This window comes from Pseudonocardia sp. Cha107L01, assembly GCF_052566575.1.
Window position 1 is genome coordinate 1994138 of the sequence record NZ_CP199579.1, and the last position, 25380, is coordinate 2019517.

Below are 25380 nucleotides of genomic sequence, written 5' to 3' on the forward strand. Positions count from 1 at the left end.
AGGACTGTGGGACTGGCCCGGCGCTACCCTGAATAGAAACTAGACGTTCAGTTTCTAATCAGGGAAAACCGAGGACATGGACACCACAATTTTGGGCCGCACCGGATTGCGGGTCTCCCGCATCGCGTTCGGCACCTGGCAGCTGGGCGGCGATTGGGGCCGCTTCGACGAGGCCGTGGCCATCACGGCGATCCGGCGCGCCTTCGATCTGGGTGTCAACTTCTTCGACACCGCGCAGGCCTACGGCTTCGGTGCCTCCGAGCGGTTGCTCGGCGGGGCGCTGCGAGGCGAGCTCAACCGCAACCGGGACGAGCTGGTGATCGCCACCAAGGGTGGGTTGCGGATGACCGACGGTGGGCTGGTGCGGGACGCGAGCCCCCGGTGGCTGCGCGAGGGCGTGGACGCCAGCCTGCGGGCGTTGGACGTCGATTACATCGACCTCTACCAGGTGCACTGGCCAGACCCGAGGGTTCCGGCGGCCGAGACGGCGGGCGCGCTGGCCGAGCTGGTCGCGGCGGGCAAGATCCGACACGTCGGAGTGTCCAACTTCGACGCCGCGCAGCTGGCCGAGTTCGCCGCGACCCTGCCGGTGGAGGCCCTGCAGCCGCCGTACCACCTGTTCCGTCGTGACATCGAGGACGAGGTGCTGCCCTACACCCGGGAGCACAACATCGGCGTACTGGTCTACGGCCCGCTGGCACACGGACTGCTCACCGGGACGATGAGCGAGAACACCAGATTCGCCGGCGATGACTGGCGGGCCACCAGCCCGGTGTTCACCGGCGAGGGCTACCGGGACAACCTGGCCGTGGTGGCCGCGCTGGAGAAGTTCGCCGCCGACCGTGGTCTGACGGTCAGCCAGCTGGCCATCGCCTGGACCCTGGCGCACCCCGCCGTGCACGTGGCCATCGTCGGTGCCCGGCGAGCCGACCACATCCAGGACAGCCTGGCCGCCGCGGACGTCTCCCTCAGCACCGGCGACCTGGCCGAGATCGACGCCATCATGGCCGCCGCCACGCCGGCCGCCGGCCCGTCCCCGGAGAGCGTGTGATGGCCACCGCGAAGACGACCTCCCAACGCGTCGCCGTGTTGGGCACCGGGACCATGGGTACCCCGATAGCCCGCAACCTCTGCCGCGCGGGGCTGGCGGTACGGGTCTGGAACCGCGACCCGGCCAAGGCCGAGGCGTTGGCCGCCGACGGAGCACTTCGCGTGCCCTCCCCGGCGGCCGCCGCGGCCGGGATCGACGTGCTGATCACCATGCTCACCGACGGCGCGGCGGTGGAACAGGTGATGACCGGGCCGGACGGCGCGCTGGCCGCGCTCGGGCCGGATGCGGTGTGGGTGCAGATGAGCACCGTCGGGGTGGACTGGTCGGACCGGCTCGCCAGTCTGGCGGCCAGCCACGGCGTGGCGTTCGTCGACGCACCGGTGTCGGGCAGCTCGCGACCGGCCGAGGAGGGGCAGCTGCTCATTCTGGCCTCCGGGGCCGGGTCGTCCCGCGCCCGCCTGGAGCACATGTTTGACGTTCTCGGGCGCAAGACCCTGTGGCTGGAGCGTGCCGGGGACGGCACCCGGCTCAAGCTCGCACTCAACAACTGGCTGGCGGTACTCGTCGAGGGCATGGCCGAAACCATCACCCTCAGCGGCGTGCTCGGGTTGGACCCGCACCTGTTCGTCACGACTGTCGCTGGCCTACCGCTGGCCTCGCCGTATGCCACGGACAAGGCGAACGCCATGCTGGATGCCCAGTTCGCCCCGGGCTTTCCGCTCGAACACGCCGCGAAGGACGCCGCGCTCGCCGCGACCGCCGCGCACGACCACGGGCTGGAACTGCCTCTCACCGAGGCGCTGCTGGCCCGCTGGAAGCAAGCCGTGGCATCCGGCCACGGTCACGACGACGTCGCCTCAGCCATCACCGCGGTGGCCGTGCGGAACGAGGGGGTGTCGAGGTGAGCAGCGGCAGTCCACCCAGGGCTACCCGACCGAGTCGGCCCGACCCGTCAGCGGCCCGCCGGTTCCGTGACCTGTTGGCCGGCGAACGGCGCAGCGCCGCGCTCTACACCGGGCTGGCCGAGGGCGCCACCGGCCAGCGGCGGGAGATCTTCACCGAACTTGCCGCGGTGGAGCACAAGCACGCCGCGCACTGGGCGGGCAAGCTCACCGAGCTGGGCGAACCCGTACCGGGTGCGGGCCGGCCCGACCCGCGCACCCGGATGCTGTCCTGGCTGGCCCGCCGGTTCTCCGCCGATGCCGTACTGCCCTACGTGGAGCGCGTGGAGCGCGCCGACGCAGGTCTCTACCAGGACGACCCGGATGCTACGGCCGCGATGGCCGTGGACGAGCGGTCCCACGCCAGGGTCCTCACCCGGCTGCGTCACCGAGGCGCCGACCACGGCAGCCACGGGGGCGGCTACGACGGTGATCCCAAAGGGATCATCCGGCGGGAGCGCTGGCACCGCGGAGACCGTTCCGGTGCGTTGCGGGCCGCGGTGTTCGGCGTCAACGACGGCCTGGTGTCCAACACCTCGCTGGTGATGGGCTTCGCCGGCTCCGGGGCGGCGCACACGGTCATCCTGTTCGCCGGACTGGCCGGGCTGCTCGCCGGGGCGTTCTCCATGGCAGCCGGCGAATACATCTCGATGCGCAGCCAGCGGGAGGCGTACCAGCGCGAGATCAGCCTGGAAGCCGAGGAACTGCGCGAGGACCCAGCCGCCGAGGCCGAGGAACTCGCGCTGATCTACCGGGCCAAGGGCCTGGACGCCGAAGAGGCCGAACGGATCGCCGGGACCATCATGAAAGACCAGGATGCGGCGCTGGACACCATGGCCCGCGAGGAACTCGGGCTCGACCCGGACGAGCTCGGCTCGCCCTGGTCGGCCGCGTTCTCCAGCCTGCTGGCCTTCACCCTCGGCGCGGTCGTGGTGGTGATTCCCTACCTGTTCGGCTCCGGTCTTGCCGCGCTGGTGGCCGCGATCGCGCTGGCCTGCCTGGCGCTGTTCGCGGTGGGCGCGACGATCGGCCTGCTCAATGGCCGAAACCCCATGCGGGCCGGCATCCGACAACTGCTCATCGGCGCGGCGGCCGCCTTGTTGGTGTTCGGGATCGGCCACCTGATCGGCGCCTAGCCGGCCGGTGCGGTCGCCAACCCGGCGACCGCACCCCACCCCGACCCACCGGTGAAAGGACTCCTGAAATGCAAGCAACCGTCGGCAGCCCCGTTGTCTCCATCGCATATCACTCCGGCTTCGGCCACACCGCGGTGCTCGCGGAAGCGGTCGGTGCGGGCGCCGCCGAGGCCGGTGCGGTCGTGCACCTGATCAAGGTGAACGAGATCACCGACACGCAATGGTCCATATTGGATGCCTCGGACGCGATCATCTTCGGCTCACCCACGTATATGGGAACGGCCTCCGGAGCTTTCCACGTCTTCGCCGAGGCCACCTCGGCGCGCTTCCTGCCCGGTACCTGGCGAGACAAGATCGCTGCCGGGTTCACCAACTCCGCTGCCAAGAGCGGCGACAAGTCGCACACCCTGCAGTTCTTCACCGTGCTCGCGGCTCAACACGGCATGCACTGGGTCAACCTCGGCCTGTTGCCGGGTTGGAACAGCTCGCAGGGCTCCGAGAACGACCTGAACCGGCTCGGCTTCAACCTGGGCGCCGCCGCTCAGACCAATGCCGACGAAGGCCATGAAGCGGTCCACAAGGCCGACATCGCTACCGCCGAACACCTCGGACGCCGAGTGGCCGAGACCGCCGCCGTCTTCGTCGCGGGGTGTCTGACCGCTAGGCGCTGATGGTGAACGGCATGCGTTTGATGCCGTTGAGGAAGAAGGAGAGCAGGGGTTCGGGTTCACCCGCGGTGCGGATGTCCGGCACCCGGGTGAACAGTTCGCGCAGCATGACGGTGATCTCCCGGCGGGCCAGGTTGGCGCCAAGGCAGTAGTGCGGGCCGGGGCCGCCGAACCCGACATGCGGGTTGGGTGAGCGGGTGATGTCGAACCGGTCCGGGTCGGCGAACACCTTTTCGTCCCGGTTGGCCGAGTTGTAGAACAGCAGCAGCTTGTCCCCGGTGTGCAGCGGCTGCCCACCCAGCTCGCAGTCCTGGGTCACTGTCCGGCGGAACTGCACGACCGGGCTGACATGGCGGACGATCTCCTCGATGGCACCGGCGATGCGCCCGTCGAAGTCGGTCAGCAGCAGCTCCCGCTGGTCGGGGTGTTCGGTGAACAGCCGCAACGCGTGGGCGAGCACGGTGCGGGTGGTCTCGTTGCCGGCCACCACGAGCAGGATGAAGAAGGTGCCGACCTCGCGCGGGCTGAGCCGTTCGCCGTCCGGGTTGGCGTTGACCAGCGCGGAGATCAGGTCCGACCCGGGGTGTTGGATGCGTTCCTGGCCCAGCTTGCGGACGAGTCCGGTCAGCTCGCGGCCGGCGGCCAGCAGCCGCAGGGTGATCCGCGCGATGTGCCAGGGAGCGGGCGCGCCGTGGCGGAGCAGGTAGTCGCGGCTGATCCCGGTGAATTCCGGGTCGTTGAAGCCGAGGATGGTGTTGGTGTGGCGCTGCACCATGTCGTGGTGCCGGGCCGGGATGCCCATCATGTCGCAGATGACCTCGATGGGCAGCCGGGCCGCGACCTGCGCGACGAAGTCGCCGCCGCCACTGGAGACCACGTCGTCCACGATGCGCCGCGCGCTCGCCCGCAGATCGTCCTCCAGCTTGGCCAGCAGCTTGGGCGAGAACGCGCGGGCCACCACCTTGCGGATGGTGCTGTGCCGGGGGTCGTCCATATTGATCATGGAGTCGAAGTAGACCGCCAGCCAGGGCGGCATGTCGATCACCATGTTGGCCGCCGGCTCGCTGCTGAACAGCTTCGGCTTGCGGCTGGCCTCGACCACGTCGGCATGCCGGACCACGGCGTGGATGCCGGCCTGGCCGCGCTGGAACGGCACCGGCCGCCCGAACGGGACGAACTGGAGCCCGGGTAGCGCACGCAGCCGGGCGAACTCGTCGGCCCGCTGCTCCTCGGGTTGCGCCCAGAACGCGAGGTGTCCGATACCAGGTCCGTTCGGATCGGCGCGCGCCATCCGGTCGATCTCCGAGCCTGTCACGAGGTCGGCCATCCCTCACGCTCGAACGCGGCGAACGCCACCGGGTTGTACCGGAGCCGGGCGGGCAGCCGGGGCAGCACGGTCCGGATCACCCGCGCCACCACGCGGAACCGGCGTTCGTCGGTGGCCGTCCAGGAGTAGTTCATCTTCTCCCGGATGAGCGGCGGCATCAGGCCACGGGACAGGAAGGTGTGGAACCGGATCGGCAGCGGGGTGAGCAGCCGCCACAGCCAGCCCGGTATCTCGTCCTGCGGGATGGTCTTCGGGTCGCCGAACATGGCCTTGCCGCGCAGGGCGGTCTCGGTGGGCTCCAGCTCGGTGGCGCACATCCGGTCCACGTAGGCGACGAAGCTCGGGTAGTCCGGCGGCATCGGCCGTTCGCTGAGTCCGTAGAGCCGGTACCAGTGCCGGCACTCGGCGTAGAGCTGGTCGCGCTGCGCGGTGGTCAGCGGGTCGTGGAAGGCGTCGATGGTGGCGAACAGCGCGTAGACGAACGTGGCGTGTGCCCAGTAGAAGATCTCCGGGTCCAGCGCGTGGAAGTGCTTCCCGTCCTTGGTGCCGCCGGTGATCGTGCCCTTGATCTGCAGGTGCATGTCGCGCAGTGTGTCGGCGCTGTGGTGCGCACCTGGTCCGTTGTAGACCACGCCCATGATCAGGGGGCCGGACCTGCGGAGCCGGGCGATCGGCTCGGTGAAGAACACCGACAGCTCCGGGTCGGACACGGCGGCGCCGATGGCCGGGTGCATCACCTGAAGGGTGGTCGCCGCGCGGCCACCCAAGGCGTTGCGCAGGTCGCCGAGGTAACGCCAGATCAACGAGTCCGGGCCGAAGGGCTGGACGGCGTGGGTGCGTGCGCTGGCCGAGCCGGCACTGGGCAACGGTGAGGACATAGAGACATAATCTTCTATTTGTGTCTCAAGCGCAAGGCTCAACTGGGGTGCCGACCAAGCCGCCTAAGCTGACCGCCACCATGTCGCCACCGGCCGATCCCGTACCCCTGCCCGACGGAGCGGGCTCCGCCGACGAGGAGGAGCGGATCACCGCGCGGCTGCTGGACGCGGCATTGGCGGAGTTCAGCGCGTACGGACTGCGCCGAACCAGCATGGAGAACGTGGCCGAGCGCGCCAGGCTGGCCCGCTCAACGCTGTACCGCCGGTTCGGCAACAAGCGCGAGCTGGCCCGCGCGGTCGCGCTACGCCAGTCCCGCGCGCACCTGACCGAGCTGGTCCGGGCGGTCGAGAAGTTGCCCACGGTGGAGGACCGACTGGTCGAGGCGTTCGTCCTGGGCATCACCAGGGCACGCACCGACGGGCTCCTGCTCCGGTTGCTGGAGGCCGAGCCGGAGACGGTGCTGCCGTACTTCACCACGCACTCGGACATCGCGCTCGGCGTCGGCCGGGGCTTCCTCGCCGAGCAGCTGCGCCGCTCCCCGGGCCCGCCGATCAAGGGCGACCCGGACGCCGCCGCCGAGCTGATCTTCCGGCTGGCCACGTCGATCATGCTTGCGCCGCGCGGCCACATCCCACTGGACAGCGAGGACGACCTGCGCACGTTCGCCCGCGCCTATCTGGTCCCGCTGCTGCACGTACCGGCCCCGAACGGACAGTGAGCTGCCAGTTCACCTCGTCGCCCTACGCTTCGCCCTGAATCTGTCGGACTCCGCGCAGGATCAGGTTGAGCCCGAAATGCAACTCGTCCGCCAGCGGGCGGGGCAACGAATCGGCGGCGGATACGGTGGCCGGGAAGTGTTGCGGATCCAGGGACCGGTACAGCGCACTGAGGTCGTCGTCGCTCGAGGAGCGCGTTCGGTCCAGCGGGGACGTGTCCCAGGAACAGCACGACCGCCTTCGGGTGGGCCCGCAGCACCTCGAACAGTGACTCGGCTCCGGCGATGATCACGGCATCCCAGGACGGCGCTGCTCCCCGTGTCCTGGCAATGGTGGCCACCTCGCCGAGTACCCGATCGGCGACGTAGGTGAGAATTTCGTCCTTGCCGCTGACGCGGCGGTACAGGGTCGCGGTACTGGAACCCAGCCGGTCCGCGAGCGCGCGCATGCTGAACTCCCGCGCCCCGACCTCGTCGACCAGAGCGAGGGCGGCGTCGACCAAAGGCATCGCCCATGATCAACCGCCCGTACGACACCGACGTTCTCGTCGTCGGCGCCGGGCCCGTCGGTCTCACCCTCGCTCTCGACCTAACCCGCCGCGGCGTGCGGGTCCGGCTGGTGGACCGAGCGCCGGGCACCTTCCCCGGCTCCCGCGCGAAGGGCATACAACCGCGCACGCTGGAGGTGTTCGACGATCTCGGCGTCGCCGACGAGGCATTCGCCGCCGGTGGTGACTACCCCCACTGGGCGCGCACCTCGGCCGCCAAGGCCAAGGCGGAGGGTGAAGTGGTCGCCGCACAGTCCACGGACTGACCGCTCAGCTCTGCGTAGGTATACGCAACAGGGGGCGGCGCCGGGCCGCGAACTTCGCCGAGTTCAACCACAGCCGGCCGCGCACCATGATCGAGAGCCGCTGGGGTTGAACTCGACGAACGATGGCCGCATCACTGACAGTGCCAAGGACGCCGACGCGGCACTCGCGCAGACCTACGGCATCGCCGAGGACACGCAGATACTGGTCAGACCCGACGGCTACATCGCCCACATCGCCACCCGCGACTGGGACCACAGCCTTGCCGACATCGCACGCTGGGCAGCACCAACCATCCAGGATCCCGCTGGGCGGGGGCATTCATACCCTCATGTTCGAGTCGGGCGGGCCGGCGCGGGTCGACGACTACGCCGCCGCCTCCGGCCCCTGTGCCGCCGTCGACGACCGGTTCGGCATCCGCTGCATGGTCGGGGTGCCGATCCGTGTCGAAGGCCGGATGTGGGGAGCCTTGGTGGCGGCGTCCGCGCACCAGCGGCCGCCGGCGGGGGACACCGAGGCCCGGTTGGCCGCGTTCGCCGAGCTGGTTGCAACCGCGATCGCCAACGCGCAGGCGCGGGTGGAGTTGCGTGGGTTTGCTGAGGAACAGGCGGCATTGCGTCGGGTAGCGACGCTGGTAGCCCAGGGAGCCGCGGGCCAGCTGTGGGGTGTGATGACCGTGGCGTCCACGGGTGGGCGGCCGCCGCCGGAGGGCACCGAGGATCGGTTGCCGGCGGACACCGAGGAGCGGCTGGCCGGGTTCACCGAGCTGGTCGCCACCGCCGTGGCCAACACCGAGGCCCAGGCCGCGGTCGCCGCGTCCCGCGCGCGCATCGTGGCCGCCGGGGACAGCGCCCGGCGGCGCATCGAGCGGGATCTGCACGACGGCGCCCAACAACGGCTTGTCCTGCTGGCGCGGCAGCTGCGCGGCCCCGTGCTGGCGGCGCTGCCGCCCGGGGCTGACGAGCTCGAGGCCCAGCTGGACGAGGTGGCCACCGAGGTGATCAGCGCGCTCGACGACCTGCGTGAACTCGCTCGGGGCATCCACCCCTCCGGTCTCGCCACCGGCGGGCTGCGTCCCGCGCTGCGCACACGTGCCCGCCGCTCGGCCGTCCACGTCGACTTGGATCTCGGCGTCGAACGCCGGCTGCCCGAGCAGGTCGAGATTGCCGCCTACTACGTGGTTTCCGAGGCACTGACCAACGCGGCCAAGCATGCCCGTGCCTCGACGATGCACGTCACGGTCCACGCCGACGAGGCCGACGGCGGGACCGTTCTGTGCGTGGAGGTCCGCGACGACGGCTGCGGCGGTGCGGACCTGAGCGGCGGGAGCGGTCTGGTCGGCCTCAGAGACCGGGTCGAGGCCCTCGGCGGAAGAATCAAATCGAAAGCCCGGCAGGGCACGGCACAGCGGTCCGCGCCGCACTTCCCATCCCCGGGGATAGCTGGGGCAATGGGACCTCGAGCTCCAGGCCATCTGGATGGCCGAAGGACGAGCTGTAGGCGGAGCACCCCGCGCCCTCACTGACGCCGCCGGCGTCCATCCGCTTCCGGTTCACCTTCCAGCTAGCCGGAACTGGGATTGGCGGCCTGCCGGGCAGACCTGGCCGTGGCTAGACGCGATCGTGGGGTGTAGGCGACGGGGCGCGCTGCGCCGGGCTTTCACGCAAGATCGAGTTTGGAGCACAAGATGGCATTTCGGCTCAAGATCCACCACTGGCCGAGTCGCCTCGCGGTGGGCGCGATCGTCCTCGACGCCGGATTGGGCAAGCGAGCCGCCGACGAGCAAGCCGCTGCGCGGCTGCACAGCTTCGCCAGCAGCGCCTACCCGTTGATGAAACGCCTGGACGCTCGAACGTTCACGAAACTGGTCGCCTACGGGGAGGTCACGCTCGGTGCGGCGTTGCTGTTGCCGTTCGTGCCCGCCGGCGTTGCCGGAGTGGGTCTGACCGCTTTCTCGGCCGGCCTGCTCGGGATGTACCTCCGCACGCCGGGGATGCGGCAAAAGGGCAGCCTGCGCCCGACCGAGCAGGGGCTGGCGTTGGCGCAGGACGCGTGGATGCTGGGCATCGGCCTGGGGTTCATCGTCGAAGAGTTGAGCCGAACGGACAGGCTTGTGGGGAAGTCGAAGCCGGCGGCGGGGACCGGCGTCGCCCGCTCGCCGCGCTGATGGTGCGGACGATCGTCAATGGTGGTGCCTAGCATGGCCACGCGTAAGCGTCATCCGAACAACTCCTTTCCTCGGCTGGTGGTCGGATTTACCGTCCTGACCGCCGCGGTGGCGGTGGGCGGGATCGCCGGTGGCGTGTTCAATCCGGCTGTCGGCGTCGATGGCGGGTTCATCGCCCTGGTCGGCTGGCCGGCGGTGTTTGTTTTCTCCGTGGCCGAATTCCTCGCCGCCGTGGTCGCCGGATTCGCCTTCCGGGCGCTCAACGCGGGCGATGGTTCGAAATCCCGCGAGTTGCCGGTGCCGGCACCGGCACCTCCGGCCCGCCGGAGCGATCCTCACCCGGTCGGATGGGACCCTCGGGAGAACGGAAGCACCCGGGCATGGTGACGGTCGCACGGCCGAGGACGGCGCGCCGGCGCTGCGCCGGTGCGTTGCCGGCCTCACCCATCACCACCGGGTTCCTGCCCGGTGGGTCAGGTTTCCTGGATCGGACACCGGCGTACGCGGCGAAGGGCGTCGGCGGTGCGTGACGGCCGAGCGGAGCCGGCCGGGCTGGCGAGGACGGCCGATGACGAGCTCACCCAGCCTCCCCGGGCGCCCACCCCGAGGGCCTCGTTCAGGGACGCCGCCGACCGGCTTGTCGGCGCTGACCCCGGGCTCACCCAGCTGCGGACGGCGCTGCAGGTGGTGCTCGGCATCGGCGTCGCCCTGGTGCTGGTCTATCTGTTCGTCCGACTGACCGGCGCGCTGCAGCTGCCCGCCGGCAGCTCGGCCGAACCGGTCCTGTCGGCGACCAACCATGAGCTGCTCGTCGTCTCGCTGCTGTGCGGGGGCTTGGCCGCGATGATGGCTGGCTTGTCGGTCTACGACCGCACCCTGCGCTGCCAGGTGCGCTCGATGCTGCTCGTGGCGCTGCCGATGGTGGCCGCCATGGCTCTCGGGTTGCTGGTCGGGCCCTACCGGGTGCCGTCGTTGGCCTTCCTCGTTGGGGTGATGGCCCTTGCGGTGTATGTCCGCCGCTTCGGTCCCGGTGGGTTCGGCGCCGGCATGGGCGCGTTCATCGGCGCCTTCCTCGGGTTCCTCCTGCACACCGATCTCGGCCTGGGCGACACCGGCTGGATCGCCGCCGAACTCGGGCTCGGGGTGCTCGCGGCGCAGGTGATGCGGTTCGCCTTCTCCCGCCCCCCGGAGCGGACCCTGGCGCGGATGCGCCGGTCGCAGGTGGCGCGGGCCCGCCGGCTGCTCGCGTTGAGCGTGGGTGTGCTCGGCGAGGAGGACGAGCGCGGTATCCGGAGGCTGGAGGAACGGATGCGCCGCCAGCTGGTTCGGCTCAACGAGACCACGCTCATGATTGACGCGGAGTTGGCCGAGGTCCGGCCGCGCACGGCGGTGGTCGAGGCGCAGCGGCTGTTCGACGCCGAGCTGGCGGTGTCGAATTCCGCGCGCTTCGCCTCGGCGCTGGCCACGAGCGGCGCGCCGCCCGCCGTGCGCCGCGCCGCGGCCGCCGCGTTGTCCGCCCTGCTCGACGGTGACCCGCCCTCGGTGTCCCGCGCGGTCGCCGCGCTGCGGACCGCGATGCCGGCCCGGTGCCGCGCGAGCGTGCTGGTCTCCCGGCTGGCCGCCTCGGTGGAGCTCTGTGCGCAGGCCCGCGACCAGGTCACCCGCCCGGTTCGCGACGACGAGGTCGCGGCGGCCGCGGGCGGTGACTTCACCCCGGCGGTCAAGCTGGTCAACGGCTGGTTGCCCGGCTCAACGCCGGTCAGCGCCGAGGCCTCGACCTCGCGGGGGCGCGGCCTGCTCGACCGCGCGACGATGCCGCCCTACGTGCGTGCCACCATCCAGGTCGCCGTCGCCGGCACGCTCGCCGTCGTCGCGGGGGATGCCCTGTCCGGTCCGCGGCTGTACTGGGCGGTGCTGGCAACCTTCCTCGCCTTCGTCGCGGCCACCAACTCCGCCGAGCAGGTGCGGCGCGCCTTGTTCCGGGTCGGCGGCACCGCTATCGGCATCGTGGTGGGCGCTCTGCTCGTCCACCTCACCGGCGGCAGCTACTTGCCCTCGGTGGCAACCGTCGTGGTGGCGATGTTCTTCGGGATCTACCTGATTCGGATCAACTACACGTTCATGGCAATCGCGATCACCGTGACGGTGGCGCAGCTGTACGTCCAGCTGGAGGAGTTCAGCTGGCAGCTGCTCCTGCTGCGGCTCGCCGAGACGGCCATCGGCGTCGCGGCCGTCGTGGTCACCGTGCTGCTCATCGTGCCGCTGCGCCCGCAGCGGGTGCTCACCACCGGGATGCTGCTCTGGATCTGTGCCCTGCGCCGGCTGCTCGAGGCCGTCTTCGTCCGGCTCGACGGGCGGCGCGAACCGCTGCGGCCGCTGGTCCGCGACGTCGACGCCGCCTACGCCGCGCTGGTCGCCACCGCCACGCCGTTGCGAGGCGCCACTTTCGGCCGCAACCACAGCCAGCTCACCGAGGTGCTGTGCGTGAGCTCGGCGGTCCGGCAGTACGCGCGATCGCTCGCCGCGCAGGCCGAGGAGGCCGAGGCCGACGGGGAGATCCTGCCGCGGGCGGACATCGGGCCGTTGTGGGCGGCGAGCGAACAGCTACGGAGATCGGTCGACGAGATCGGGCACCACCTGGCGACCGGCGAGCGGGGCCGCTACGTACGGTCCTCGGCCCTCGTCGCATTCGTGCTCGACGACCTGCGCCTTCGGTCGTCCCCCCTGTCGAACGTGGTGTCCGACCTGACGATGCTCGACGGCGCCCTGGCCCGGCTGGCCGCCGCGCTGCGTATGGAGCTCGCCGACTACGACACCGACCGGCGCGGGGACGACGCCGTCGGTCTTCGGGACGAGCCGTCGGTGAAGGCCTCGCCGCCGTAGCCGCGGCGCCGCGGGCGAGGGCTACAGGCGGGCACCTATTCTTCCTCGTCGGCGCTCGTCAATATGTCCTCGGCCAGTCGGGTGATCAAGTTGGTTTGGGCGAACCGGTGGCCGAAGTCGAGGAACGCGTGAATCTCGCGGTGAACCAGTTGGCCGACCGGCCCGGGGTACACACTCAGCGCGCGTTGGGCAGCCTCGTGTAGACGGGCGCGCTCGCTTCCGGATGGCGGCGTCAGGCTGGTCTGGGGCCAGCAGCGTGCCCCCAGTGTTTGCCGGAGGCTCGCCCAGCGCTCGGCGGCTTGTATGTCGTCGATCGACCCAGCCGACTGTTGGGTCGATCGGATCTGCGGCGAGAACATGGTGGTGCTTCCTTGCGCTGTGGGATCGCGCCTGGCCGCGGGAATCTAGCCGGTTGTATCTAAGGTGTAGCGCACTGTCTGCACACGGATGCCGTCGCCGTCGAAGACGAACGTGTCGACCCCGTCCGAGACCTGGGTGGAGGCGGACACCGCGCTCCACTCGATGAACAAGACGTCGCCGGCGAAGATCTGAGTCGGCACGTCCCACTTTGCGTTGGGCACGTCGGCCAGCAGCGCGGTGAAGCCCTCACGCACGCCGTCCCGGCCGTGCCGCACTCCTGTGGGGGTGATGAACAGCGCGTCGTCGGTGTAATCGGCGACGATCTCGTCGATGTCACCGCTGATCAGCGCGCCCGCGTGGTGCTCAAAAATCTCTTGCGGGGTCCGTGTCATCGCCGTCTCCGATCGGTTTCCGGGCACAGGATGGCCAGCGTGGCCCGCTCTTCGGGTCCTTGTCGAGACTCCACCCGGTGCAACCCACGCCGGATCCGACCTCGGCCAGGACGGGGTGTCGGCGCGGGCGCTGGATAGCACCCCGCCGAGTTAGGGGCGGCCGTGGTGAGTCCGATACGAACGTGATCGAGCACCCGGAGCCCGGCGGCGTGAACTGGACGATACGGAGCCCGTCCAACGAGCTGCTGTCCTACTGGGGATTTCTGGCACGGCACCGGGGGGCCGGCCAGACCGACAGTCCACCGGCGGCCGTCGGGCGGGACGCATGATCAGGCCGGTCAGCTGATCACCGTGTGGCATTACTCTGGGCATGTCGGGCTTACCTCTGCGCCGCGGCGAGGGGTTCGATCACCAGTGCCGGAGCGCCCGCGGGGCGGGGCTGAGAGGGGTCGTCGGTGTTGCAGGCGTTCGTGTTCGACGAGGTCGCGGTCCTGGTCCGGCACTGGTTCGAGATCGACCTGGCGGACAGCCACCTGGAACACGGAGCGCGGGTGGAGCTGCGGCTGTTGGCCGGGCAGCCGCACCGGGGAACCGAGTCGGCCTCGCAGCAGTACGTGATCGACCAACCCGCGTGGCGTGCCGACCTGTTCGACCGGCTGGACGCCACCGCGGGCGGGTTCGACGCCGCGCACTTCCATCCGCGCTTCGCCGGCGTGGAGCCGAGCGAGCGGCACTGGGCGAACCCGGTGCGCGAGTCGCCGTGGGACTGGCTCGGCGAGCAGTTGTCGAACGTGGGGCGGCTCGTCGAGGCCGCCGGGCTGGCGCTGCGTCGCCCCGGGATGGACAACGTGCAGGTGCGCGTGGCCGCCCCGCAGATCGTCGCGGCGGCGCAGCGGCTGGCGCCGGCCGAGTGCCGCTCGGCCCAGCAGTGTTATGCCCTGACCCGGGATGCCGCGACCTCGGTGGACCTGATGCTCGGCTCGTTGGCCCGCCCCGACCTGCTCGATCGGGACCGGGTAGCGCCCTGGGCGCGATCGCGTTCCGCGCGCTGATCCGGCCGGGCGCGCTTGGCGGCGCACCAGTGGTGCCGGCCGCGGGTGCCTCAGCTGTGCTGAGGCCACCGTCGACCATCCGGACCAGCTCGATCGCCCTGCCTGGGGGCAAACCTCGCGCGGCTGGAAGCGCGATCGTCGTCGAACGCCTAGCGTCCCGCTACCCGCGGTTGTCGATTCCCGACCAGCGCATCCCGTTTCAACCCAACATCAGCAACCGAGGGCCAGGCCGATTGCTGGTATCCCTCGGATGAGCCGCGGCTGCTTCCGGTTGGTCCGGCAATACGCTGGCACCGATGCTCGGGGGTGTGGCTATCAACGCGGGACCTGACGGCGGCGCGGACATCCCGGACCTGCTTCCCGGGCCCGCCGACCTACCGCTGTCGGTGCTGTTCTGCGGTGTGAACGCACCCATGCTGACGGTCTCCACCGGGCAACACTTCGCTCGGGCGGGCAACCGCTTCTGGCCGACCCTGCACGGCGCAGGTTTCACTCCGCGCCTGCTGGCTCCGACCGAGCACCGCGAATTCGCGGCGCTCGGATACGGAATCACCAAGCTCGTCACCCGGTCAACCGCGCGAGCCGACGAACTGGGTGCCGCCGAACTGAGCGGCGGGGTGCCTCGACTGATCGACCTCGCGACCCGTACCCACCCCGGGTGGATCGCCTTCCTCGGCGTCACCGCGTTCCGCATCGCTTTCGCGCTGCCCAAGGCGACCTTCGGCCCCCAGGACCTGCGCATCGCCGAGGCACGCGTGTGGGTTCTGCCCAATCCCAGCGGACTCAACCGCCGCTGGTCCCTCCCCGCACTGGTCGCGGAGTACAGCCGTCTGCGAGAGGTGGCCAGGTCTTGATTACGATGGAAAGGACGGGCCGCCTGGGCATCCCGACCTGAAGGGTTTCGGGGGAGACGGCCGTATCCTGACCGGCTGTGCCCCGGTGAGTCCGGCCGCCGCGGTCTCGTCACCTCAGGAGGCGACGAGCTCGTCGATCTGGTTGATCGCGGTACTTGCGCCCTCGACGACACCCATCTCCAGCACCTTCTGCAGCCCTTCCGCGGTGTCGTACGTGGCCACGTAGGTCGCGTGCGTGCGGCCGTCGTGCTCGGTGAAGGTGAAGACGTTCGTCGAGACCGGCATCTCCGGGTTCGGGTTGAAATCCAGGTCGGCGAACCCGTCCTCGAACGAGAAGCTCCTCGGTTCGTCGACGGCCGTGATCTTCCAATATCCGGCGAACTTCTCACCCTCCGGACCGGTCATGAAGTAGTTCATCCGACCGCCGGGGGTGAGGTCGTGCTCGACGAACGTCGCTGGGTAGCTCGGCGGACCCCAGACCTTCTCCAGCTGGCGCGGGTCTGCGTAGACCTGCCAGATGCGTTCCGCTGGCGCGGCGAACTCGGCGGTGATGGTCAGGGTCCGGGTGTCCAGGTCGTGCTTGACGTCGGTGACAGGCATTGTTCAGTCCTCCTGGTCGGGGTGGGTAACGATGTCGAATGCGATCAGCTCGTCGATGCGCGCGATGCGGCCACGCCAGACCTGTTCCAGCTCGGTGAGCATCGACGCCACCGACCGCACCGCCGTGACGTCGCCGCTGGCCAATTGCTCGCGACCGTTACGCCGCTTGGTGAGCAGGCCGGCCTTCTCCAGGACGGCGACGTGCTTCTGCACTGCCGCGAAGCTCATGTCGTACTTCGCCGCGAGAGCGGAGACCGAATGCTCCCCGGCCAGCACCCTGCGCAGGATGTCGCGCCGGGTCCGGTCGGCGAGCGCGTGGAACAGGGCGTCGGCCCGGTCCTCGTCGCTCGCGCTCACAGGACAAATATACAACCAATCGGTTGTACGTTGTCAAGAGGTCGGTTCCGGAATCTCGGGAAATCGGTTACGCGGCGCTCAGGGGGTCGTCGAACACGATCCCCAGCGCCTGCACGTGTCGGCCTACACCGTGCAGGACCACCTGAAGTCGAGCTTCGAGAAGTCCGGGACCGGCTCTCGCGGCGAGCTCGTCGCCCAGCTGTTCTTCGGCCACTACGCGTCGACGCCGAGCCGGTCCGGGGCGTGGCTGGTCCGCACCGGGTGGCGGTGACGACCACGAACGCCGGCGGGGCGAACCGTGTCCGTGGATTGGACCTCGGCGCCGCTGCGCTGCCAGCGTCCGCAACGCGCTGGTGCTGTAGGCCTTACGCAGGCTGAACCTGCGGCGACTGGTCTCGATCACAGAGTTCTGAGGCCAGGTCCTAGCTCGCCTCCGGACCAGCACCGACCGCTGACGCCCGTCGGCGATGAGTTTCGAGCCTCGTCGGAGTCTGAACTGACCGACAGCCGCACCGAGGAGGAACCACGGTGGGCAAGTTGATCGTTGCCGAGTTCATGACCCTGGACGGGGTGGCGCAGTCGGGGGGACAGCCTGACGAGGATCGCGACGGTGGCTTCAGCTATGGCGGATGGCACGCGCCGTTCCGGGACCCCGAGGCGGGCAAAGTCATGTTCGAGGGAGCCCAGTCGATGGACGCCCTGCTGCTCGGTCGCCGGACCTACGACGTGTTCGCCGGCTACTGGCCGACCGCTCCCGAGGAGATGCCGTTCACCGGACTGCTGAACGGTGTTCCCAAGTACGTGGCGAGCCGAACGCTCACCGAGCCGCTGACCTGGCAGGGCTCGACGCTCCTCGCTCAGCCCGTCGACGTGAGTGTCGCCGCTCTGAAGGACCGCCACGAGGAGGTGCACGTCATCGGCAGCCTCAACCTGGTGCAGTCGCTGCTGCGCTCCGGACTCGTCGACCGGCTGGATCTGTGGGTCGACCCACTCGTGCTCGGCACCGGCAAGAAGGTGTTCGAGGACGGGGTCCCTCCCACCGCGCTGCGACTGATCGAATCGGTCAGCTATTCCAACGGCATGCTCCACCTGGCCTACGAGACCGCCGGCGAACCGACCTACGGCGCCATTGGCTAGGGCCGAAGTTCTGATCTCTTACTCGGCGGGTTTGCTCGTCACCCTCACCACGGCGTCGGTGAGGAGGTCCACCATGGCCGTCCAACTCATCGAGCGGACAGAGTGTCCCGCGGTGGCGAGTGTGGGGCCCGTAGGGAGGTCGCTCCGCCCAGCGGTGATCGCCCCCGGGTGCAACATATTGACCAAAACCATTTCGGCCGGCGGGCGTCCCTCCGCGATAGCGGCGTACAACCGCCGTATCTATGTCACCAACGCCGACGCCGGCACGGTCACCGTGATCGACCCGACGATCAGCGCGGTGATCGCGACCATTCCGGTCGGGCCAAAACCGTTCGGGGTGGCGGTGGGTTCGGGGAGCCAGATCTACGTAGCCAATCAGGGCAATAACACCGTGAGCGTTGTCCAGGGGCCATGAGTACCGCGATGCCGTCCGATGACCGACAGGCCGCGCTAGAACCCGTTCTGCTCGCCACGCTCAGCGACGCAGGTGCTCGATGAGGAGATCGATGACCGCCTCGAGGTGCGCGGTGCTCCCGGTCGAGCGGAGCATCTGCACACCTCCCTGGATGCCGGCTATGAACGCCGCCGCGGCGCGGTCGGGGTCGAGCGCGGGATCGACGGCACCCTGTGCCTGCATCGTGGTGATACCGCGGCGAATGTGTCCCTGCCACTGGCCCAGTAGCGACGTCACCACCTCGGCTGCGCCGGGGGTAGCGCCGACCTGGTTCATCAGGCTACCGAGCGGGCAACTCGCCCCCTCCGCGCGGTAGCGCGCCACCACCGCGTCCCGCCAGCGCTCCCAGGCGGCCCACGAGGTGAGCGCGCCAAGATGCGGTTGCTGGTCGGTGATGACCTTGTCTGCCTCGAACCGCGCGACGGCGAGCAGGAGTTCCTCCTTGCCGCCCGGGAAGTAGTGAAACAGCTGTCCCTTGCTGGTGCCGGTGATCGCCCGGATGTCGTCCAACGTCATGTCCCCGGGGGCGTCGCTACGCAGGTGGATGGACGCCCCGTCGATGATGCGTTGTCGAGTAGCCCGGCCCTTCGTCGTCAACGCCACGTCCTCGAGCTTACCAAGATTTTGGTACACGAGGTCCAGAAAGCTCGACGATCGGTTATCCCGGTCCTCCCGAACAGCAGGCGTTTCGAGCGCACTTGCGTTCTACGCTCTCCCATCGGGTGTGCCACAGAAGGTGTTTTCCAGACTTGCCAGTCCAAAAATAGCTGTCTACCTTCGCGCCCATGGCCAACGACTTGAGGGCGAACTTTCACCCGTGCGTTCCCCAGAAGTCCGATGATCGGAGGACCAACACATGCGTGCTGTGGTGATCGAACAGCTAGGCGGATCGGAAGTGCTCCAGCTGAGGGAGTGGCCCGACCCGGTGCCGGGCCCCAGTGAGCTGCTCGTCGACGTCGAGTACGCGGGCGTCAACTTCATGGACACCGCCACCCGCACCGGCGGCGCCGTCCATGGCCGCATCCCCTTCATCCCAGGGGTAGAGGCGGCCGGCCGGGTCGCCGCCGTCGGCACGGGTGTCACCGAGTTCGAGGTTGGCGACCGGGTGGCCTGGGTCTTTGTTTACGGGAGCTACGCCGAACGCGCGGTTGTCCCGGCCGCGGCCGCGGTCCCGGTGCCCGACGACATCCCCAGTGACGTCGCCGCCGCGACGATGATGCAGGGCCTCACAGCTCACCATTTCGTCACCGAGGTCGCCCCGCTGGCCGAGGGCGAGACCGCGCTCGTGCACGCCGCCGCCGGTGGCGTCGGGCGGATGCTCACCCAGCTGCTCAAGCTCCGCGGCGCCCGGGTGCTCGGCCTGGTCTCCCGAGAGGAGAAGGTCTCGGTTGCGAAGGCCGCGGGTGCCGACGAGGTGCTGATCTCCTCCGCCGGTGACTTCATCGGCCGGGTCAAGGACCTGACCGGCGGCGAGGGTGTCCACGCCGTCTTCGACGGCGGCGGGGCCAGTACCTTCTGGCCGTCGATCGAGGTGCTCCGCCGGGTCGGCACGCATGTCTGGTACGGACCGCTGATCGGCGACATCCCCACAGTGAGGATGTTCGACCTGCCGAGGAGCATCCGGATCTCCTACGCCGTGTTCTCGGACCACATCCCCACCCGGGAGCTGTTGCTCGAGCACTCCAAGGACCTGTTCGACAAGGTCCGGGCCAGGAAGCTGCGGATCGATATCAGCCGGCGCTACCCGCTCGGCGAGGCGAAGCAGGCCCACATCGACATCGAGTCGCGGGGCACTACCGGCAAACTACTGCTCGACACCCGGCTCTGACGCCGGAGCGATTCCACTCCGCTCCGGTGACGGTCGGAGTGTCGGTGCTGAGCGTCAGCACGGGATCGGTAGGAGGAGTGCGGGTATGGCAGGTCGGGTCAGCGGGGATCGGCTCGAGTTCGGGATCGGCGTTCTCGGCGGGCCGACGACAGTCCTCGACATCGCGGGCACGCGACTGGTGATGGACCCGACCTTCGATCCGCCGGGGGACAAGGGCTACCTGACGAAGACGCGTGGTCCGGCGGTGTCGCAGGACGAGCTCGGTCCGGTGGATGTCGTCCTGGTGAGCCATGACCTGCACCCGGACAATCTGGACGAGTCGGGTCGGCGATTCGCTCTTGCGGCGCCGTGCCTGCTGTCCGGGCCGCGCGCAGCGGCACGTCTGGGCTCGCCCGCGGTCGGTCTGGCGACCTGGGAGACGCTCGATGTGCCGCGCGGCGACGGTATCGGGCAGCTGACAGTGCGGGCTGTGCCAGCTGTGCACGGTCCGGACGACGGGCAGCGTGACGAGGACGGCAACGTCAACTGCGAGGTCACCGGGTTCGTGGTCTCCGGAGCTGGCATCCCGACGGTGTACCTCAGCGGCGACAACGCCTCGATCGCCGCCGTAGCCGACGTGGCACGACGGATCGGGCCCATCGACGTGGCTGTGCTCTTCGTCGGTGCCGCCCGGGTGCCCGCCAAGGAGCGGGGCCGGCCGCTGACGTTGACCAGCCAGCGCGCCGCGGCCGCCGCGGCGGTGCTCGGCGTCGCGGCAGTCATCCCGGCCCACTACGACAGCTGGGCGCACTTCAGCGAGGGGGCTGACGAGATCGTCGCGGCGTTCGACGACGCCGGCCTGGCACACCTGCTGCAGCTGGCGGAGCCCGGGGACTGGACCATCCCGGCGGTGGGCTGAGCCGCGTGCCGGTGTTCAGCCGTGGTGCCCGGCGGTTCTTGCGTTGGGCAAGTTCCTCCGCGCTCACCGGAATGAGCATCGGTTGTCCGGCCACACCGAAAATGGTGACGACGAACGCGGACTCGGCGTCCGGGAGGTTGTTGCCGTCCTGGTAGTGGATGACGTCGCCGCCCGGTTCCCAGAATGTCTCTCCGGTCTTGACGACCCGCTGTGGTTCGCCCTCCAGCTCGAAGATCATCTCGCCTTTGATCACGTAGCCGAACGCGGGACCGGTGTGGCGGTGCGGCGGAGAGCCCTCGCTGCCCGGCGGCAGAGTGACCTGGACCACCATCGCTTCGGCGTTGTCGGGCACCGGCGGCGCCGGCACCGACGTCGATCGTCCGTTGTCGACGGAAGTTGTCGCGCCCGGGGCGTGCGGTCTACTTCAGCCAGTCGGTGTAGTGGGTGTGGGCGATGCGGGCGCTGTCCTTGGCGAGGAGGACATCGCCGTGGACGACGGCGAACATGCCGGCGGTGTCGTCGGTGGTCACCGAGCGCTTGTCACCCTTGGCGGTGAGGGTGATCCGGCCCAGTTCGTCCAGCGGGTACACGTCGGGCCCGGCCACGTCGAGGGTGCCGCCCAGGGGTGATCCGGCGGCGACGTTGGCGACGGTGGCGGCGACGTCCGCCGCGGCGATCGGCTGGATCGGGGTGTTGGGCAGGCGGACGGTGTCGTTGTCGGCGGTCCAGGACAGGACGGCGTCCATGAACTCCATGAACTGGGTGGCGCGGACGATGGAGTAGGGGACGGGGCCGGCCTTGAGGATGTCCTCCTGGAGAGCCTTGGCGCGGTAGTAGTCGAGCTCGGGCACCTGGTCGACGCCGACGATGGACAGGATGACGAAGTGCCCGGTGCCCGCCCGCTGAGCCGCGGCCAGAAGGTTGTCCATCGAGGTCTGGAAGAACGCCGGGGAGGCGTCGTCGAAGGTCGGGGAGTTGGTCAGGTTGACGACCACGTCCGCGCCGGCCAGCGCCGCATCCAGGCCTTGACCAGTGAGAACGTCGACCCCGGTGACAGCCCATGCGGCACCGCCTCGTGCCCGGCCGCGTTCAGATCCTGCACGACCTGTGATCCGATCAGCCCGGTTCCGCCGATGACCGCGAACTTCATGACATGTCCTGCCTTCCCCATGACCCATGTTTGCTAACTCGGACACTTGATGTCCGATACACTACACGGACACTTCATGTCCGAGTCAAGTAGACTGGTGTCATGAAGCTGTCCGGCGGCGTGGAATGGGCACTGCACTGCTGTGTCGTGCTCTCGGCCGCCAAGAACGATGCGGTTGCCGTGGCGCGGCTGGCGGAGCTGCATGACGTCTCGACGACCTACCTGGCCAAGCAGATGCAGGCGCTGTCCCGCGCCGGCATCGTGCGATCGACGCAGGGCCACTCCGGCGGCTACACCCTCACCCGCGAGCCGAGCGAGATCACAGTCCTCGACATCGTCGAGGCAATCGACGGCACGCGCTCGACGTTCGCCTGCACGGAGATCCGCCAGCGCGGACCGATGGCCACGCCCGCCGAGGCCTGCCTCACGCCCTGCGCCATCAACCGCGCCATGATCGCGGCCGATGGGGCATGGCGTGCCGCGCTGCGCGAGGTGACCGTCGCCGACCTGGCGCGCGACGTCGACAAGGACTACGACGCCGACGTGATGGCCGCCATCAGCGGCTGGCTCGCCGGGGAGGCGGTCTGACCGTCGCCCGGCTGGTTGGTTTTGCGATGATCCAGCGGTGGCCAGGGCGGTTACGGTGCCGCCCCCCGCGCCGCGCAGCCCTCCTGTCGAGTTCACTCCACTCGGCTGGAATGTCGGGCTCGCCTATCGGGTTCAATGGGGATATGGCCAACGAAACCGCGGAGTTCAGCCCCACGACCTGGGTCCAGGACCAGACGAAGACGATCCTCGAGACCGGTACGACAGCGGGCATTGCCGTCCTCGGGTCGCCGATCGTGCTGCTCACCCTGCGAGGCGCGAAATCCGGCAAGCTGCGCTACACGCCGGTGATGCGCGTGGAGCATGACGGCAGCTACGCCGTGGTCGCCTCGAAGGGTGGCGCCCCCGAGCATCCCGTCTGGTACTACAACATCAAGGCGTACCCGGAGTTCAGGTTGCAGGACGGGACCGTGACCAAGGACTACGTCGCCCGCGAGGTCGAGGGTGACGAGCGCGCTGAGTGGTGGGAGCGCGCGGTCGAGGCGTTCCCGTCCTACGCCGAGTACCAGACGAAGACGGACCGGCAGATCCCCGTCTTTGTGCTCGACCCGAAGTCCTGACCACCACCAGCGGCATCACGCGCAGGTCGAAGGCTCTCAGCTGACGGCTGCGCGGCGGTACGGGCGCGCGCGTCCGGCGGGGAATGACGGTCCCGCGACCGTCCCGCCGGCCGCAGTGTCGCAGCGGGTCCTCGAACCCGGCCGCTCACCGGTGGAACTCTGCCGGCACTGAAACCGGAGGCGGTTCGAAGTACCGCGAACTACGATCGCGCGCCATGGCTACCTCACGCCGAAGATCGGTTCTCACGTCGAGGGCGGACGACTTCCCTCGCTGGTACCAGGAAGTCCTGGAGAAGGCGCAGCTCGCTGACAACGGCCCGGTGCGGGGCACCATGGTGATCCGGCCCTACGGCTACTCGCTGTGGGAGCGCATCCAGTCGGAGATCGACGCACGGATCAAGCGAGCCGGTGCCGAGAACGTCTACCTGCCGCTGTTCATCCCGGAGAGCTACCTCAAGCGCGAGGCCGAGCACGTCGAGGGGTTCAGCCCGGAACTGGCTGTCGTCACGCACGCGGGTGGCAAGGAGCTCGCCGAACCACTCGTCGTACGCCCCACCAGTGAGACCCTGTTCGGTGAGCTGATGGCCAAGTGGATCCAGAGCCATCGTGATCTTCCCCTGCTGCTCAACCAGTGGGCCAACGTCGTGCGCTGGGAGATGCGGCCCCGGCTGTTCCTGCGTACCAGCGAGTTCCTCTGGCAGGAGGGGCACACCGCACACACCACCTACGAGGACGCGGCTGCCTACACGCGCCAGATCCACCTGGACGTCTACCGGGACTTCCTGCGATCGGTGCTCGCGCTGCCGGTCCTGGTGGGCGTCAAGACGGCTCGCGAACGCTTCGCCGGGGCCATCAGCACGATGACCTGTGAAGCCATGATGGGAGACGGGAAGTCGCTGCAGGTCGCGACCAGTCACGAGCTGGGGCAGAACTTCGCGAAGGCGTTCGACATGACATTCAGTGATGCCGACGGTCGGCGCCAGCTCTGCTGGACCACGTCCTGGGGGAGCAGTACCCGGCTGGTCGGCGGTCTCATCATGGGCCACGGGGACGACAGCGGTCTGGTGGTTCCACCTCGGCTGGCGCCGACACAGGTCGTCGTACTCGCCGTGAAGGACGACGCGGGAGTGCTCGCCGCCGCCCGTGAGCAGTGTGCTCAGCTCGACCGCGCCGGCGTGCGGGTACGCGTCGACGACGCCGTGGACAGGGGCTTCGGTCGCCGAGTGACGGACTGGGAGCTCAAGGGCGTACCGCTGCGGATCGAGATCGGCCCTCGGGACGTCGAGGCCGGCCACCTCAACCTCGTGCGGCGCGACACCGGAGAGCGGGTCCCCACCGAGGCCGCCGCGACGGCCCAGGCCGTGCCGAAGCTGCTCGAGACGATCCAGAACGATCTGCTGACCACCGCGGCAGATCAGCTGGCCAGCAGGACGGTCCAGACCGAGTCCGTCGAGGAGGCACGCGAGGCCGCCCAGACCGGTTTCGCCCGGATCCCGTGGCGGATCCTCGGGGTCGAGGGGGAGAAGTCCCTCGCGACCGATGCGATCACGGTGCGATGCCTGCAGACCGCTGACGGCCAGATCCCACCGGACACATCGGCCGACGACGTCATGGCGGTGGTCGGGCGTAGCTACTGACGCCTCGGCCCGGTCAGGTCAGTCGGCGACGAGGGCTATCCACCGCGCGAGTGACTCGCCCACCCGTGACACGCTCAGCCGAGCGGGCCGTTCTTCACGAGGCCGCCGGCCGGTCCCTCGACGAAGCGGGGGTCCGGCCCCGGGAACTGCGTGTCGGTGCCGTCCGCGTCGTCCGGACGGTTGGCGCCGTTGGCCGCGTCGTCGAAGGAGTCGCGGCTGTTGCCGGCCGTGGCTGCCCCGGCGTCCGCGCCCTGGGTGTCGCTCTGCGTACTGGGGTAGCCGGTGTCGTCGGTGTCGTTGCTGTCGGCATGGGCGACACCGGCTCCGATCAGCAGCAGGGCCCCGCCGGCCAGAGCGGTGGTGAGGGTCCGTCGTGCCTTCATGGACTGTCCTTCCGTGCGTGTATGGGGGAGCGGGATGACCGTGCCCGTCACATGTTCTCGGCGCCGGCCTTGATCGCCTCGCGGATCCGGTTGTAGGTGCCGCAGCGGCAGATGTTGCGGAGCTCCTCGATCGCCGAGTCGTCGACCTCGCGGCCCTCCCGCTGGCACTGGCGCACCTTGGCCACCGCGGCCATGATCTGACCCGGCTGGCAGTAGCCGCACTGCGCGACGTCGTGGTCGATCCAGGCCTGTTGCATCGGGTGCAGGTCGCCGTCGCTGGTGTCGGCGAGCCCCTCGATCGTGGTGATCTCGTCGCTGTCCTTGATGTCGCCCACCCGTACCGAGCACGGGTTGAACGCCTTGCCGTTGATGTGGCTGGTGCATGCCTTGCACACGTTGATCCCGCAGCCGTACTTCGGCCCCGTCACGCCGAGCAGGTCCCGGATCACCCAGAGCAGGTGCACGTCGTCGTCGGCGTCGACCGAGACAGAGTCGCCGTTGAGCTTGAATTTCTGGGTCGGCATGGCTGACTC

Annotated in this window: 33 protein-coding genes and 1 pseudogene; 21 read left to right on the forward strand and 13 right to left on the reverse strand. The window is 69.4% G+C overall.

Annotated elements, in window-relative coordinates:
- Positions 1–76: 76 nt before the first annotated feature.
- The 4 genes from ACTXG6_RS09540 to ACTXG6_RS09555 all read left to right on the forward strand — a co-directional run bounded on the left by ACTXG6_RS09540 (position 77) and on the right by ACTXG6_RS09555 (position 3799).
- Positions 77–1051 (forward strand): aldo/keto reductase, encoded by a 975-nt coding sequence (locus ACTXG6_RS09540; protein ID WP_445187393.1) that lies wholly within the window; start codon positions 77–79, stop codon positions 1049–1051.
- Positions 1051–1956, forward strand: coding sequence for an NAD(P)-dependent oxidoreductase (locus ACTXG6_RS09545; protein WP_445187394.1), 906 nt, complete (start codon positions 1051–1053; stop codon positions 1954–1956). Before ACTXG6_RS09540 ends, ACTXG6_RS09545 begins: the two co-directional genes overlap by 1 nt.
- Positions 1953–3128: a VIT1/CCC1 transporter family protein gene (locus ACTXG6_RS09550; RefSeq protein WP_445187395.1), complete on the forward strand. Its 1176-nt coding sequence runs from the start codon at positions 1953–1955 to the stop codon at positions 3126–3128. The genes ACTXG6_RS09545 and ACTXG6_RS09550 overlap by 4 nt, the downstream gene beginning before the upstream one ends.
- A gap of 68 nt (positions 3129–3196) precedes the next feature.
- A complete protein-coding gene (locus ACTXG6_RS09555; protein ID WP_445187396.1) occupies positions 3197–3799 on the forward strand; it encodes a flavodoxin family protein in 603 nt (200 codons plus the stop codon).
- Here the strand turns inward: ACTXG6_RS09555 and ACTXG6_RS09560 are convergent.
- Together ACTXG6_RS09560 and ACTXG6_RS09565 are read right to left on the reverse strand one after the other, a co-directional pair.
- Positions 3789–5111 (reverse strand): cytochrome P450, encoded by a 1323-nt coding sequence (locus ACTXG6_RS09560; protein ID WP_445187397.1) that lies wholly within the window; start codon positions 5109–5111, stop codon positions 3789–3791. The two genes, ACTXG6_RS09555 and ACTXG6_RS09560, sit on opposite strands and share 11 nt — an antisense overlap.
- Positions 5108–6001, reverse strand: a complete 894-nt coding sequence (locus ACTXG6_RS09565) for an oxygenase MpaB family protein (protein ID WP_445187398.1) — start codon at positions 5999–6001, stop codon at positions 5108–5110. Before ACTXG6_RS09565 ends, ACTXG6_RS09560 begins: the two co-directional genes overlap by 4 nt.
- 80 nt (positions 6002–6081) lie before the next feature.
- Between ACTXG6_RS09565 and ACTXG6_RS09570 the strand changes: the two genes are divergently transcribed.
- Positions 6082–6720: a TetR/AcrR family transcriptional regulator gene (locus ACTXG6_RS09570; RefSeq protein WP_445187399.1), complete on the forward strand. Its 639-nt coding sequence runs from the start codon at positions 6082–6084 to the stop codon at positions 6718–6720.
- Here ACTXG6_RS09570 and ACTXG6_RS09575 read toward each other — a convergent pair.
- A complete protein-coding gene (locus tag ACTXG6_RS09575) occupies positions 6675–7226 on the reverse strand; it encodes a TetR/AcrR family transcriptional regulator (RefSeq protein WP_445187400.1) in 552 nt (183 codons plus the stop codon). The two genes, ACTXG6_RS09570 and ACTXG6_RS09575, sit on opposite strands and share 46 nt — an antisense overlap.
- Positions 7227–7231: 5 nt before the next feature.
- Here ACTXG6_RS09575 and ACTXG6_RS09580 point away from each other — a divergent pair.
- The 6 genes and pseudogenes from ACTXG6_RS09580 to ACTXG6_RS09605 all read left to right on the forward strand — a co-directional run.
- Positions 7232–7447: pseudogene (locus tag ACTXG6_RS09580) on the forward strand (FAD-dependent oxidoreductase); the annotation flags it as partial.
- A 206-nt stretch (positions 7448–7653) separates the two neighbouring features.
- Positions 7654–9054: a GAF domain-containing sensor histidine kinase gene (locus tag ACTXG6_RS09585; RefSeq protein ID WP_445187401.1), complete on the forward strand. Its 1401-nt coding sequence runs from the start codon at positions 7654–7656 to the stop codon at positions 9052–9054.
- Positions 9055–9216: 162 nt separating this feature from the next.
- Positions 9217–9696 carry a hypothetical protein gene (locus tag ACTXG6_RS09590; protein ID WP_445187402.1) on the forward strand — a complete coding sequence of 160 codons (480 nt, stop codon included), beginning with the start codon at positions 9217–9219 and terminating at the stop codon, positions 9694–9696.
- 33 nt (positions 9697–9729) lie between these two features.
- Positions 9730–10083, forward strand: a complete 354-nt coding sequence (locus tag ACTXG6_RS09595) for a hypothetical protein (RefSeq protein ID WP_445187403.1) — start codon at positions 9730–9732, stop codon at positions 10081–10083.
- Entirely contained in the window at positions 10077–10226 is a 150-nt protein-coding gene (locus ACTXG6_RS09600; RefSeq protein WP_445187404.1) for a hypothetical protein, read from the forward strand. Before ACTXG6_RS09595 ends, ACTXG6_RS09600 begins: the two co-directional genes overlap by 7 nt.
- Positions 10219–12579, forward strand: coding sequence for an FUSC family protein (locus tag ACTXG6_RS09605; RefSeq protein ID WP_445187405.1), 2361 nt, complete (start codon positions 10219–10221; stop codon positions 12577–12579). The genes ACTXG6_RS09600 and ACTXG6_RS09605 overlap by 8 nt, the downstream gene beginning before the upstream one ends.
- A gap of 35 nt (positions 12580–12614) precedes the next feature.
- Here ACTXG6_RS09605 and ACTXG6_RS09610 read toward each other — a convergent pair whose 3' ends face one another.
- Both ACTXG6_RS09610 and ACTXG6_RS09615 read right to left on the reverse strand, forming a co-directional pair.
- On the reverse strand, positions 12615–12938 hold the full coding sequence (locus ACTXG6_RS09610) for a hypothetical protein (RefSeq protein ID WP_445187406.1): 324 nt from the start codon (positions 12936–12938) through the stop codon (positions 12615–12617).
- Between the two features lie 45 nt (positions 12939–12983).
- A complete protein-coding gene (locus ACTXG6_RS09615; protein ID WP_445187407.1) occupies positions 12984–13331 on the reverse strand; it encodes a nuclear transport factor 2 family protein in 348 nt (115 codons plus the stop codon).
- A gap of 455 nt (positions 13332–13786) precedes the next feature.
- Between ACTXG6_RS09615 and ACTXG6_RS09620 the strand changes: the two genes are divergently transcribed.
- Positions 13787–14383 (forward strand): hypothetical protein, encoded by a 597-nt coding sequence (locus tag ACTXG6_RS09620; protein WP_445187408.1) that lies wholly within the window; start codon positions 13787–13789, stop codon positions 14381–14383.
- Between the two features lie 308 nt (positions 14384–14691).
- Positions 14692–15237 carry a mismatch-specific DNA-glycosylase gene (locus ACTXG6_RS09625; RefSeq protein ID WP_445187409.1) on the forward strand — a complete coding sequence of 182 codons (546 nt, stop codon included), beginning with the start codon at positions 14692–14694 and terminating at the stop codon, positions 15235–15237.
- Positions 15238–15351: 114 nt separating this feature from the next.
- On the opposite strand, the gene ACTXG6_RS09630 is transcribed toward ACTXG6_RS09625, so the two are convergent.
- Complete coding sequence (locus ACTXG6_RS09630; RefSeq protein ID WP_445187410.1) at positions 15352–15837, reverse strand: SRPBCC family protein; 486 nt, start codon at positions 15835–15837, stop codon at positions 15352–15354.
- Between the two features lie 3 nt (positions 15838–15840).
- Positions 15841–16194 (reverse strand): ArsR/SmtB family transcription factor, encoded by a 354-nt coding sequence (locus ACTXG6_RS09635; protein ID WP_445187411.1) that lies wholly within the window; start codon positions 16192–16194, stop codon positions 15841–15843.
- 115 nt (positions 16195–16309) lie between these two features.
- Here ACTXG6_RS09635 and ACTXG6_RS09640 point away from each other — a divergent pair, with 115 nt between their 5' ends.
- The 3 genes from ACTXG6_RS09640 to ACTXG6_RS09650 all read left to right on the forward strand — a co-directional run bounded on the left by ACTXG6_RS09640 (position 16310) and on the right by ACTXG6_RS09650 (position 17746).
- Positions 16310–16465, forward strand: a complete 156-nt coding sequence (locus ACTXG6_RS09640; protein WP_445187412.1) for a hypothetical protein — start codon at positions 16310–16312, stop codon at positions 16463–16465.
- Positions 16466–16722: 257 nt separating this feature from the next.
- Positions 16723–17331 carry a dihydrofolate reductase family protein gene (locus ACTXG6_RS09645; RefSeq protein WP_445187413.1) on the forward strand — a complete coding sequence of 203 codons (609 nt, stop codon included), beginning with the start codon at positions 16723–16725 and terminating at the stop codon, positions 17329–17331.
- Between the two features lie 178 nt (positions 17332–17509).
- Positions 17510–17746 carry a YncE family protein gene (locus tag ACTXG6_RS09650; protein WP_445187414.1) on the forward strand — a complete coding sequence of 79 codons (237 nt, stop codon included), beginning with the start codon at positions 17510–17512 and terminating at the stop codon, positions 17744–17746.
- Between the two features lie 60 nt (positions 17747–17806).
- On the opposite strand, the gene ACTXG6_RS09655 is transcribed toward ACTXG6_RS09650, so the two are convergent.
- Positions 17807–18388 carry a TetR/AcrR family transcriptional regulator gene (locus ACTXG6_RS09655; RefSeq protein WP_445187415.1) on the reverse strand — a complete coding sequence of 194 codons (582 nt, stop codon included), beginning with the start codon at positions 18386–18388 and terminating at the stop codon, positions 17807–17809.
- A 292-nt stretch (positions 18389–18680) separates the two neighbouring features.
- On the opposite strand from ACTXG6_RS09655, the gene ACTXG6_RS09660 reads away from it, so the two are divergent.
- Both ACTXG6_RS09660 and ACTXG6_RS09665 read left to right on the forward strand, forming a co-directional pair.
- Positions 18681–19613, forward strand: a complete 933-nt coding sequence (locus ACTXG6_RS09660; protein WP_445187416.1) for a quinone oxidoreductase family protein — start codon at positions 18681–18683, stop codon at positions 19611–19613.
- An 85-nt stretch (positions 19614–19698) separates the two neighbouring features.
- On the forward strand, positions 19699–20511 hold the full coding sequence (locus ACTXG6_RS09665; protein ID WP_445187417.1) for an MBL fold metallo-hydrolase: 813 nt from the start codon (positions 19699–19701) through the stop codon (positions 20509–20511).
- Here ACTXG6_RS09665 and ACTXG6_RS09670 read toward each other — a convergent pair.
- The 3 genes from ACTXG6_RS09670 to ACTXG6_RS09680 all read right to left on the reverse strand — a co-directional run bounded on the left by ACTXG6_RS09670 (position 20405) and on the right by ACTXG6_RS09680 (position 21661).
- Positions 20405–20842 (reverse strand): cupin domain-containing protein, encoded by a 438-nt coding sequence (locus tag ACTXG6_RS09670; RefSeq protein ID WP_445189963.1) that lies wholly within the window; start codon positions 20840–20842, stop codon positions 20405–20407. The genes ACTXG6_RS09665 and ACTXG6_RS09670 overlap by 107 nt on opposite strands.
- 88 nt (positions 20843–20930) lie before the next feature.
- Positions 20931–21533, reverse strand: a complete 603-nt coding sequence (locus ACTXG6_RS09675; RefSeq protein ID WP_445189964.1) for an SDR family oxidoreductase — start codon at positions 21531–21533, stop codon at positions 20931–20933.
- Complete coding sequence (locus tag ACTXG6_RS09680) at positions 21491–21661, reverse strand: hypothetical protein (RefSeq protein ID WP_445190351.1); 171 nt, start codon at positions 21659–21661, stop codon at positions 21491–21493. Before ACTXG6_RS09680 ends, ACTXG6_RS09675 begins: the two co-directional genes overlap by 43 nt.
- 102 nt (positions 21662–21763) lie before the next feature.
- Here ACTXG6_RS09680 and ACTXG6_RS09685 point away from each other — a divergent pair, with 102 nt between their 5' ends.
- From ACTXG6_RS09685 to proS, 3 genes are all read left to right on the forward strand, one after another.
- Positions 21764–22249 carry an RrF2 family transcriptional regulator gene (locus tag ACTXG6_RS09685; RefSeq protein ID WP_445187418.1) on the forward strand — a complete coding sequence of 162 codons (486 nt, stop codon included), beginning with the start codon at positions 21764–21766 and terminating at the stop codon, positions 22247–22249.
- A 143-nt stretch (positions 22250–22392) separates the two neighbouring features.
- Positions 22393–22827: a nitroreductase family deazaflavin-dependent oxidoreductase gene (locus ACTXG6_RS09690; RefSeq protein WP_445187419.1), complete on the forward strand. Its 435-nt coding sequence runs from the start codon at positions 22393–22395 to the stop codon at positions 22825–22827.
- A gap of 215 nt (positions 22828–23042) precedes the next feature.
- Positions 23043–24464: a proline--tRNA ligase gene (gene proS, locus ACTXG6_RS09695; RefSeq protein ID WP_445187420.1), complete on the forward strand. Its 1422-nt coding sequence runs from the start codon at positions 23043–23045 to the stop codon at positions 24462–24464.
- A 74-nt stretch (positions 24465–24538) separates the two neighbouring features.
- Here proS and ACTXG6_RS09700 read toward each other — a convergent pair whose 3' ends face one another.
- Entirely contained in the window at positions 24539–24847 is a 309-nt protein-coding gene (locus ACTXG6_RS09700) for a hypothetical protein (protein ID WP_445187421.1), read from the reverse strand.
- Between the two features lie 47 nt (positions 24848–24894).
- Positions 24895–25371 (reverse strand): (2Fe-2S)-binding protein, encoded by a 477-nt coding sequence (locus ACTXG6_RS09705; protein WP_445187422.1) that lies wholly within the window; start codon positions 25369–25371, stop codon positions 24895–24897.
- Positions 25372–25380: the final 9 nt, after the last annotated feature.

Bases quoted from the DNA above. Each gene is read 5' to 3' on its own strand.
- ACTXG6_RS09630 (WP_445187410.1), bottom strand. From the start codon at position 15,837: ATGCCTGTCACCGACGTCAAGCACGACCTGGACACCCGGACCCTGACC.
- ACTXG6_RS09600 (WP_445187404.1), top strand. From the start codon at position 10,077: ATGGTGACGGTCGCACGGCCGAGGACGGCGCGCCGGCGCTGCGCCGGT.
- ACTXG6_RS09575 (WP_445187400.1), bottom strand. From the start codon at position 7,226: ATGCCTTTGGTCGACGCCGCCCTCGCTCTGGTCGACGAGGTCGGGGCG.
- ACTXG6_RS09565 (WP_445187398.1), bottom strand. From the start codon at position 6,001: ATGTCCTCACCGTTGCCCAGTGCCGGCTCGGCCAGCGCACGCACCCAC.
- ACTXG6_RS09680 (WP_445190351.1), bottom strand. From the start codon at position 21,661: ATGAAGTTCGCGGTCATCGGCGGAACCGGGCTGATCGGATCACAGGTC.
- ACTXG6_RS09700 (WP_445187421.1), bottom strand. From the start codon at position 24,847: ATGAAGGCACGACGGACCCTCACCACCGCTCTGGCCGGCGGGGCCCTG.
- ACTXG6_RS09590 (WP_445187402.1), top strand. From the start codon at position 9,217: ATGGCATTTCGGCTCAAGATCCACCACTGGCCGAGTCGCCTCGCGGTG.
- ACTXG6_RS09670 (WP_445189963.1), bottom strand. From the start codon at position 20,842: ATGGTGGTCCAGGTCACTCTGCCGCCGGGCAGCGAGGGCTCTCCGCCG.
- ACTXG6_RS09615 (WP_445187407.1), bottom strand. From the start codon at position 13,331: ATGACACGGACCCCGCAAGAGATTTTTGAGCACCACGCGGGCGCGCTG.
- ACTXG6_RS09545 (WP_445187394.1), top strand. From the start codon at position 1,051: ATGGCCACCGCGAAGACGACCTCCCAACGCGTCGCCGTGTTGGGCACC.
- ACTXG6_RS09540 (WP_445187393.1), top strand. From the start codon at position 77: ATGGACACCACAATTTTGGGCCGCACCGGATTGCGGGTCTCCCGCATC.
- ACTXG6_RS09685 (WP_445187418.1), top strand. From the start codon at position 21,764: ATGAAGCTGTCCGGCGGCGTGGAATGGGCACTGCACTGCTGTGTCGTG.
- ACTXG6_RS09595 (WP_445187403.1), top strand. From the start codon at position 9,730: ATGGCCACGCGTAAGCGTCATCCGAACAACTCCTTTCCTCGGCTGGTG.
- ACTXG6_RS09690 (WP_445187419.1), top strand. From the start codon at position 22,393: ATGGCCAACGAAACCGCGGAGTTCAGCCCCACGACCTGGGTCCAGGAC.
- ACTXG6_RS09555 (WP_445187396.1), top strand. From the start codon at position 3,197: ATGCAAGCAACCGTCGGCAGCCCCGTTGTCTCCATCGCATATCACTCC.
- ACTXG6_RS09570 (WP_445187399.1), top strand. From the start codon at position 6,082: ATGTCGCCACCGGCCGATCCCGTACCCCTGCCCGACGGAGCGGGCTCC.
- ACTXG6_RS09705 (WP_445187422.1), bottom strand. From the start codon at position 25,371: ATGCCGACCCAGAAATTCAAGCTCAACGGCGACTCTGTCTCGGTCGAC.
- ACTXG6_RS09665 (WP_445187417.1), top strand. From the start codon at position 19,699: ATGGCAGGTCGGGTCAGCGGGGATCGGCTCGAGTTCGGGATCGGCGTT.
- proS (WP_445187420.1), top strand. From the start codon at position 23,043: ATGGCTACCTCACGCCGAAGATCGGTTCTCACGTCGAGGGCGGACGAC.
- ACTXG6_RS09610 (WP_445187406.1), bottom strand. From the start codon at position 12,938: ATGTTCTCGCCGCAGATCCGATCGACCCAACAGTCGGCTGGGTCGATC.
- ACTXG6_RS09585 (WP_445187401.1), top strand. From the start codon at position 7,654: ATGGCCGCATCACTGACAGTGCCAAGGACGCCGACGCGGCACTCGCGC.